This is a genomic window from Methanophagales archaeon, from assembly GCA_021159465.1.
In the GTDB taxonomy this organism is placed as follows: Archaea; Halobacteriota; Syntropharchaeia; order Alkanophagales; family Methanospirareceae; genus G60ANME1.
Window position 1 is genome coordinate 1 of record JAGGRR010000024.1, and the last position, 7,334, is coordinate 7,334.

Annotated in this window: 16 protein-coding genes; 7 read left to right on the plus strand and 9 right to left on the minus strand. The window is 44.2% G+C overall.

All coding sequences use genetic code 11. From position 1 onward, the window contains the following. Together J7J01_01395 and J7J01_01400 are read right to left on the minus strand one after the other, a co-directional pair. A partial coding sequence (locus J7J01_01395; GenBank protein MCD6209547.1) for a transposase occupies positions 1-538 on the minus strand: 538 nt, incomplete at its 3' end. 38 nt (positions 539-576) lie between these two features. After that, entirely contained in the window at positions 577-753 is a 177-nt protein-coding gene (locus J7J01_01400) for a response regulator transcription factor (GenBank protein MCD6209548.1), read from the minus strand. Positions 754-827: 74 nt separating this feature from the next. Here J7J01_01400 and J7J01_01405 point away from each other — a divergent pair, with 74 nt between their 5' ends. The 7 genes from J7J01_01405 to J7J01_01435 all read left to right on the plus strand — a co-directional run bounded on the left by J7J01_01405 (position 828) and on the right by J7J01_01435 (position 4,137). After that, the gene (locus J7J01_01405) at positions 828-1,055 is read left to right on the plus strand and encodes a hypothetical protein (GenBank protein ID MCD6209549.1); all 228 of its coding nucleotides are present in this window, start codon (positions 828-830) and stop codon (positions 1,053-1,055) included. 96 nt (positions 1,056-1,151) lie between these two features. Beyond that, positions 1,152-1,532 carry a glycosyltransferase gene (locus tag J7J01_01410; protein MCD6209550.1) on the plus strand — a complete coding sequence of 127 codons (381 nt, stop codon included), beginning with the start codon at positions 1,152-1,154 and terminating at the stop codon, positions 1,530-1,532. Positions 1,533-1,559: 27 nt separating this feature from the next. Further along, positions 1,560-2,036, plus strand: coding sequence for a hypothetical protein (locus J7J01_01415; GenBank protein ID MCD6209551.1), 477 nt, complete (start codon positions 1,560-1,562; stop codon positions 2,034-2,036). Between the two features lie 20 nt (positions 2,037-2,056). Then, a complete protein-coding gene (locus J7J01_01420; protein ID MCD6209552.1) occupies positions 2,057-2,461 on the plus strand; it encodes a DUF2111 domain-containing protein in 405 nt (134 codons plus the stop codon). 108 nt (positions 2,462-2,569) lie between these two features. Continuing rightward, positions 2,570-3,361: a CBS domain-containing protein gene (locus tag J7J01_01425; protein ID MCD6209553.1), complete on the plus strand. Its 792-nt coding sequence runs from the start codon at positions 2,570-2,572 to the stop codon at positions 3,359-3,361. 93 nt (positions 3,362-3,454) lie between these two features. Then, positions 3,455-3,868, plus strand: coding sequence for a CBS domain-containing protein (locus J7J01_01430; GenBank protein MCD6209554.1), 414 nt, complete (start codon positions 3,455-3,457; stop codon positions 3,866-3,868). Positions 3,869-3,900: 32 nt separating this feature from the next. Further along, on the plus strand, positions 3,901-4,137 hold the full coding sequence (locus J7J01_01435; GenBank protein ID MCD6209555.1) for a hypothetical protein: 237 nt from the start codon (positions 3,901-3,903) through the stop codon (positions 4,135-4,137). Positions 4,138-4,149: 12 nt separating this feature from the next. On the opposite strand, the gene J7J01_01440 is transcribed toward J7J01_01435, so the two are convergent. From J7J01_01440 to J7J01_01470, 7 genes are all read right to left on the minus strand, one after another. Further along, entirely contained in the window at positions 4,150-4,521 is a 372-nt protein-coding gene (locus J7J01_01440; GenBank protein MCD6209556.1) for a hypothetical protein, read from the minus strand. Continuing rightward, entirely contained in the window at positions 4,478-4,672 is a 195-nt protein-coding gene (locus tag J7J01_01445) for a hypothetical protein (GenBank protein MCD6209557.1), read from the minus strand. The genes J7J01_01440 and J7J01_01445 overlap by 44 nt, the downstream gene beginning before the upstream one ends. Then, positions 4,660-4,911 carry a hypothetical protein gene (locus tag J7J01_01450; GenBank protein MCD6209558.1) on the minus strand — a complete coding sequence of 84 codons (252 nt, stop codon included), beginning with the start codon at positions 4,909-4,911 and terminating at the stop codon, positions 4,660-4,662. The genes J7J01_01445 and J7J01_01450 overlap by 13 nt, the downstream gene beginning before the upstream one ends. Next, positions 4,890-5,033 carry a hypothetical protein gene (locus J7J01_01455; GenBank protein ID MCD6209559.1) on the minus strand — a complete coding sequence of 48 codons (144 nt, stop codon included), beginning with the start codon at positions 5,031-5,033 and terminating at the stop codon, positions 4,890-4,892. Before J7J01_01455 ends, J7J01_01450 begins: the two co-directional genes overlap by 22 nt. Positions 5,034-5,340: 307 nt before the next feature. Next, positions 5,341-6,243, minus strand: coding sequence for a hypothetical protein (locus J7J01_01460; GenBank protein MCD6209560.1), 903 nt, complete (start codon positions 6,241-6,243; stop codon positions 5,341-5,343). A gap of 97 nt (positions 6,244-6,340) precedes the next feature. Next, positions 6,341-6,637: a winged helix-turn-helix transcriptional regulator gene (locus J7J01_01465; GenBank protein MCD6209561.1), complete on the minus strand. Its 297-nt coding sequence runs from the start codon at positions 6,635-6,637 to the stop codon at positions 6,341-6,343. Between the two features lie 180 nt (positions 6,638-6,817). Beyond that, on the minus strand, positions 6,818-7,081 hold the full coding sequence (locus J7J01_01470) for a hypothetical protein (GenBank protein ID MCD6209562.1): 264 nt from the start codon (positions 7,079-7,081) through the stop codon (positions 6,818-6,820). Between the last annotated feature and the right edge of the window lie 253 nt (positions 7,082-7,334).

The window sequence follows — 7,334 nt, forward strand, 5'->3', positions numbered from 1 at the left end:
ATCCAGTGCCTCTCGTCACTTGGGGAAGTTTCACTCCTTTCAGGAACTCCATCCCCTTCTTTCCGAATAGGTCACTGAATTCCGATGTCTGAACCCCCTCTATCGCCAGCAATGCGTGTATTCTGTTCTTTATTGAAGTCCGTAAACGAACAAGACTTGCATGATGCCGAATCATGACTCTCTGGTCCCTTATCTCTTTACCCGGAACATAGCTCTCCGGCAAGTAAGCCATTCTCAACAATTGCGCTAACACCCTAGCATCCACCTTGTCTGTCTTCACATGCTTCTTTGCAAACGGCTTGACATAAACTGGATGTGCCAAATGCACTTCTATCCCACTTTCGTCCAGGCGCTCATACGCAAAGATACCCGAAGTCGACGCCTCGATCGCCACTTTTGCGTCTTCAGGCAACTTGCTCGCAAACTCGTCCAAGCCTTCGCATGTCGTTGGAAATCTACCTCTCTGCATCTCTGTTCCCCTGCCGTCTACCATCGAATAGTAGCTCAACTTTTTATGCACATCCAATCCTATATACATATGCACCTCCTTCTTCCCTATTTATAAGGAGGTGTTTTTCATGTAGTCATATTTACTTCACTTATTATTTCCTTCACCTTTCTCCCCCTCTTTCTTATTGGCAAATACTCCCCGTGTGTGAGCCAGTAAGACCATACCCTCTTGACCGTTGAAACGCTGACCCTCATCTCAAACGCTATCTCTCTGTTGCTCTTTCCTCTTCTCTTGTGTCGCACGATGTACTTTACCTTCTTCTCTGTTAGTCTGCCGTAACCCATTAGTTGTTTGAAGGTATTTAAAGTCAAATTTTTTGGGACTATACAATAAGAAGAAAACAGAGCTGTTCAGGCTCGCAATTTCTTTATTCGCCCCTGCGGGAAAGAATCCGTATTACCAGAATAGGGGCAGCAGTAGCATAGCCATAAAAAATATGGCTGAGTTGAGAGATAATCTCGATATGTTCACTAAGGACGAGTTTCTCTGGCTTGCGTCGTGGATAGAATATCTCGGCGACAAAGAAAACCGCGGAGGGAATTAGAGAGACACCAGACAAGTTCGCGGAGGTCATCGTCGAGCGACATGAATAACTGCAGGAATTCTTCAATACCGGAAATAGAGCGATAGATAAAAGAAAATGAGAATCGCATTGCTCAGTTTGGTATCTTTACATTCGATTGCGGTCGGTGGTGTTGCACCACATGTTACAGAGCTCGCTGCTGCTCTCCAAAGAGCCGGGAATAAAGTTCACGTGTTCACAAGGATGGGGTATGAGCAGCAGCATTACGAGGTGCTAGATAGAATACATTATCATCGCTGCCCTTTCGATCTGAATCCAAACTTAGTAGAAGAGATGAACAATATGTGCTATTCTTTCGCTTATCATTTCTTCCAGACTGAGAACGTTTCTGGCAGCTTCGATATCGTTCATGGGCATGACTGGATGACCGCGAATGCACTCGCGGAGATAAAGAATGCAAGAGCTAAAAAAAGAAATATTTTTATAAAGAAAAGATGAAGAAGAAGTAGGAACTTTGTTTAAAAAATGACCATAAGAGAATCTTTTGGTAATGTGATAATGGATAAACGGACTTTGATTACGATTGTTGTGATAGCAATTCTGTGGCGAACAGGTATAAGTTCGGATGGTAAGGTAGCGCTATGGGAAAGTGAGTGTTCGGGCATCGCCCTTTTCATAATGGGCTGGGCCCTATTTGCTTACATATTTTATATGAGCCGGGGACTGAAGGGATGGTTGGAATTGAACAAGATTTACCGCTGGATTGCCGTTAGTGTGGCAGCTATAAACGTTTATGTTATAGTTTACTATGCAATGCGATGGTACAGATTGGCAGGAGTGGGAGGTGTGAGCGAATCTTTGGTGCCCTATGATTTCCTTTTCAGAGACATAAGATACCTTCTGCTGGTGGTGTTTTATTGCGTGGTAATATGGCTGGCGAAGTATCTGAAGAAGGTGTATGGGGATTATACGTTGCTGTTCAAGGAACCGTCAAAGGTGTAAAAACGAAAGGAGAAGAAGAGATGGGAAAGGATATCATAATAAATGAGGACTCGAGTGCAGAAGAACTCGCACCGATAGCAAAAGCAGTGAACGATTTGCTTGTGATACCAGTGACCGCGCGAAGCAAGAACAGGCAAGGTGTGAGAGTAGAGAAGGGTGAAGTGGTTGACTTTGATTACACCGGTCCGGTGCTGGAGAGGGTATTGAAGGAGAACAGGGTGATTCGAACAACACCGCTAACAGGCAGATATGCTCGTATACCTGTTATTGTTGCCCCTATCAGGAATGAAGAGGGAGAGGCAATAGCAGCGCTTGGCGTCGTTGATATTGTAGGAACAGTGGATTTAGGAGCTGTATTTGCCGACTTCCCCCGTGTTCTCGAACAAATCAGGGCGCATCCCGAGGCAAAGAAACCTAAGGTTTAACTCCTGTTCTTTTTTAAAAAACCTTTCTTTCAAAAAGAAAGCTTTACGAAAGAAATATTATACTTTATGTACTATAAATAAGCCAACTAAGAGATAAGAGAGATAGAGATGAAAGTCCGAGACATAATGAGCACGCCTATAATAACAGAAGATGAGGATACTCCCGTGATAGATATAGCGAGGGATATGAAAGAGCTGGGTATAGGCAGTGTGGTGATCACCTCAGAAGACAATCCAGCGGGCATTGGCATTATTACAGAGCGGGATATTGCATTAAAGGTTCTGCTAAAAGACAGAAGAGCGAGCGAGGTAAAAGCAAAGGAGATCATGTCCTCACCTCTGATAACTATTGAGCCTGATATACCTCTGGAGAAGGCATGTGAGCTCATTGCAGAGAAGCGGATAAAGAGGCTGCCGGTGATTGAAAACGGCATACTTATCGGGATTATCAGCGTTAGGAACATATTATCACAGATACCCGAGTGTGTCCGGAGGTTCTATCCTGAAGTGCGGGTGTTAGCAAGTGGATGGACACTTGACAGACTTGAGCGAGCTTTAAGTGAGGCTGAGAAGTTTTTAATGGTGAACGATGCAGACAGCTACAAGGAGCGGATAAAAGAGGTATATGAAGAACTGAGGGAACTTATAGGCTTTTACAGAGATGACAAAGAGCTGAGGGAAGTATATGGTAGATTTGAGGGACTTTATAATCGCATGGAAGAGCCTTCGGGGGAGCAGAGGAAGAGGTTGGAGACGGTGCTGAGAAAATTGAGGCATATAACGTACTGGAGGAAGCGACAGTCAATTTCCAGTTTCGCTTCCGGTGTATTCTGGTTCCACGATTATCGGCATGGTGTGGGTAAGAGGCTTCGTTTACCATTTAAAAGAACTCGTCCCTGACTGCATGACTGAAGTAGATGCAAATGCGATGCGAACGCGAACCGAAAGCTTTATTTAGATTGTATAATTAAAGAAAAGAGAGGTGGGAGAATAATGGCAATGGAGATGCTGGAAGTTAGAGATATAATGACACCGAAGGTGATAACAGAAGATGAGGATACGCCTGTGACTCAGATATCGAGGGATATGGAATTGTCGGGTGTGGGGAGTGTGGTAATAACAAGGGATGGCAAGCCTGTAGGTATAATTACAGACCGTGACATAGCATTAAAGGTCACGATGAAGAACATGATACCGGGTGAGGTGAGAGCAAAAGAGATAATGTCCTCGCCTTTGATTACCGTTGAGCCTGATACACCGGTGGAGAAGGCGTGTGAGATACTGGCTGAGAAGGGTATAAGAAGGCTGCTTGTGCTTGACGGTGAGGAGCTCGTTGGTATTGTTTCTGTTAGAAATATACTAACGAGAAATCCTGCATGTGTTACAAAGTTCTATTACCCCGGGTGAGTATAAGTCCAATAAATAAACCGAGCTAATTTATGAGAATAAAAGCGAGAATAAAGATGAAAGGAGAGGATGCATGTCTGGTAGCAGGTGCTTTGATGCCCGACAACGTGAATAATATAAAGACAGAGTTAAAGGAAAAGGACGGGAGTGCAATAGTTCATCTTGAAGCGCCCAGGATAGGAACGCTAATAGCAACCATGGATGATTATCTGATGAATGCACGAGTGGCACAGGATATAGTGAGAATAGTAATAGTTAGTGGAAGTTAGTGGAAGGAGAGACTAATTACTGATTAGATCTGATATCTGATTGTAGATTGTACGCATCAGTTCCTTCGCTGCTTTCATATCCTCGTATATCAGGTGCACCCATGCATCACCCCAGAAGAGGTTACAGCTCGTTTCAGCCTTCAGTATATGCTCTTCTACCTCTGGAATCCTTTTACCGAGCCGATGATACTCCCTGCTCGTTACCCACAGCTCTTCTATAGTCGCCCGCTGCTTCTCTGTACCCTCCCACTGGCTGAAATCATAACCAGATGTATTTGCTACATTCCACGCACCTGTTCGGACCTCAACATAAGTTGTGGGTGGATTCTCTTCTATGTACTCACTTATCTTTATCGGTGTGATTTGATAATTTTCCCTCTGCACTTCCTCCATGCCATGTAAGGTGCGAAGAAATGTCCTCAGAATCATGATGGCTCATGCATCTGTCTGAACCATCCTCTATTCTCACTATCTGAACTGAACCATGTGGTAAGAAGTCAATTCCCTTCACATCGCTCTGTCTTATGCATTGCATGACTTCATGCTCAAACCACTTAGGGTAGGGTCAAATCCACCTTCCTGGGTGTTACTTATATCCCTGTCTCTCGGTATTAGCACTATCTCAGCGGAATTGTACTCAGCAATATGCGGCTTGTACATTATATCCTCTCTCCGTATCTTCCCACCCTTTGGATTCACATGTACGCTATCAACAACGACGTATTTAAAAACTGTATCCTTCAGCACCGGTATCATCTCCATGCAGAAGCCCATCTCAGGGGCCAAAAGCCCTGGACACTCAAGCCAAGTGCTTTCACCCGTTGCTTCCATCGTTCTATCTGTGGTTTCCAATCTCCCTTTGGTATCAGAGGGAAGAGGGGATGATAATAACCCATACCAAGGAATTCAATCCCTCTTACTGCGGGATATTTCTTGCATTACCCTGTTCAGGTCCCAGTATTGCAGAGAAACTTTCTATTATATGTGGGCTACATATATAGGCTGCAGAGCTGCTCCAGCAGTATACCGGAGAAGCCCATAAATATTCCCGCTGTATCTTCATAGCGCGATACATATCTCAGGGGACGCTCATAGCACAATGTTATCTCCTTTGCCTCCTACTCTCTTGTTCGGAGCAACAAAACTATATTCCCCAGAGGCAGGTGCATGTGCAAACCCAGGGCGTGATATATATGGTACATGTCATATCACAAAATACGCGCCCTTTTGATGTGGATATGACAAGATATCTGTATTTATCTTTAAGTTATCCTCCAGCTCCTTACACCTGTTTCGGATGGTGATCGGGGTTGTACCTGCGACCTTCGCTATATCCTTCTCAGAAACCGAGACACCGCTCAAATTCGCAGCGAGATATATAGCAGCCGCAGCGGTGCCAGTTGGTCCCCAACCCTTCGCTGCACTTGCACTCTCGCTTTCCTTCAATATCTCTATCGCTCTCTCCCTTATCGCATCACTCAACCCCAGCTCAGAGCAGAATCTGGGTACATACTGCGCGGGATCTGCGGGCGCGAGTTTTATTCCAAGCCTGCGCACAAGAAAGATATATGCGCGCCTTATCTTTCGCAGGGGCATTCGTGATACCTGTGCAATCTCCTTCAGCGTTCGCGGTACATGATACTGCCTGCACACAATGTACAACATTGCAGAGACCAGCTCCTCTATACTTCGTCCCTTTATCAAATTCAGCTTCGCTGCCCGCCGGTATAGTACAGAAGTTTCCTCCCGGATCTCTGTTGGCAGCTTAAGCGCGCTTGCCATTCTATCTATCTCCCCGAGTGCAAAGGAGAGGATCTTCTCACTGCTATCCATATTTAGTATCCCCCGCAATCTCTTTGTGCGGGTGAAAGTCTCAGGCACGGGTGTACTCAAACCCATATTATGAACCCTGTAGCTTATAGGAGGACCTGTTCTGATCCGCTTTGATGCTTGCTCCTCGTCATAGGAACGCCACTCAGGTCCAGGGTCCACAAGATTCTCCGCTATCACCACCCCACAGTCAGCACAATAGAGTTCTGCATGCTTGGGGTCTGTTATCAGGTTCTTGGACCCGCATTCCGGACACTTCTTTATCCTATCATCCATATCTTAACTAAGTATATATTTGTTTTTTTAGTACATAAACCTTCCCTTCTTCTATTCAGAGAAAAGGGTCAGGATGCAACAAATACCTCTGTAGTTATTATTTAAACCTCTTCTTGAACTTCGAGACCACTTCCTCCACTTTGTTCGTGATGCGATATTTCCTTATCGCCTTGCCCTTTGACTTCGGTAGCTCCGAGATCTCATATCTGCTATCTAGGAACCCATGCTCTTCCAGAGTAAGTAGATGGTAAGAAACAAGCCGTCTCTCCTCACCAAGCGCATTACTTATCTCATTTATGTGCATCTGCTTGTCTGCCAGTAGCTCCACAATCCTGAACCTTATCGGATGTAAGAGCACATGGATCTCCTTTATCAACTCATCCTCGATCTTCATTCCCATCTTCGTAACAGCATAGCTCTTTTTGAATTTTATCTTTTTCGGTTTTTTCTCAATACTTCTCCATAAGGGAAACTATTCTTGCCTTGTATAAATAGATTTCTCAATGCTTGCTAAAAATCTTCATATCAGAAAGCCATAAAAATAAAAAATGCAGGAAGTTAATTACTTCCTCTATTAGCCTTTTACATACCTCACGGTTACCTTTCTTGCAAATTGTTCCACAAGATCAGCACCGCAGTTGGGGCATTTCGCAGCGAGTTTGCCAAGTGTCGCGCCGCATACCGGGCATTTCTCAAATACGTTCTTCGCTTGCATCGCATCCCCCCAGACCCAACCGTGATGCGATGCCATTATATGTTCCACTATCTTATCTACCAGCGCATCCTTGCTTGTCGCTGTAAATGTTTGATTACAGACATAACAAATACCTTCCTCCATTTTTACCACCACTATTAATTTAGTTTGCATGTATTTAAATTTTTCTATTTTTTTTAAACGTTCCAATTTTGAGAAAACAAAAATATTCATGTATATTTAAATCTTATGGTTTTGTTAAATGGATATAATATAATTCGATCTCTTCACCGGTATCTTCTTCTTCACCGGTATCTTCTATATCTATGCCCCAATCTCTCGGGATTCCTGGCATATACCTCAAATCCCGGTATTATCACCCTTACTACGGGTATCC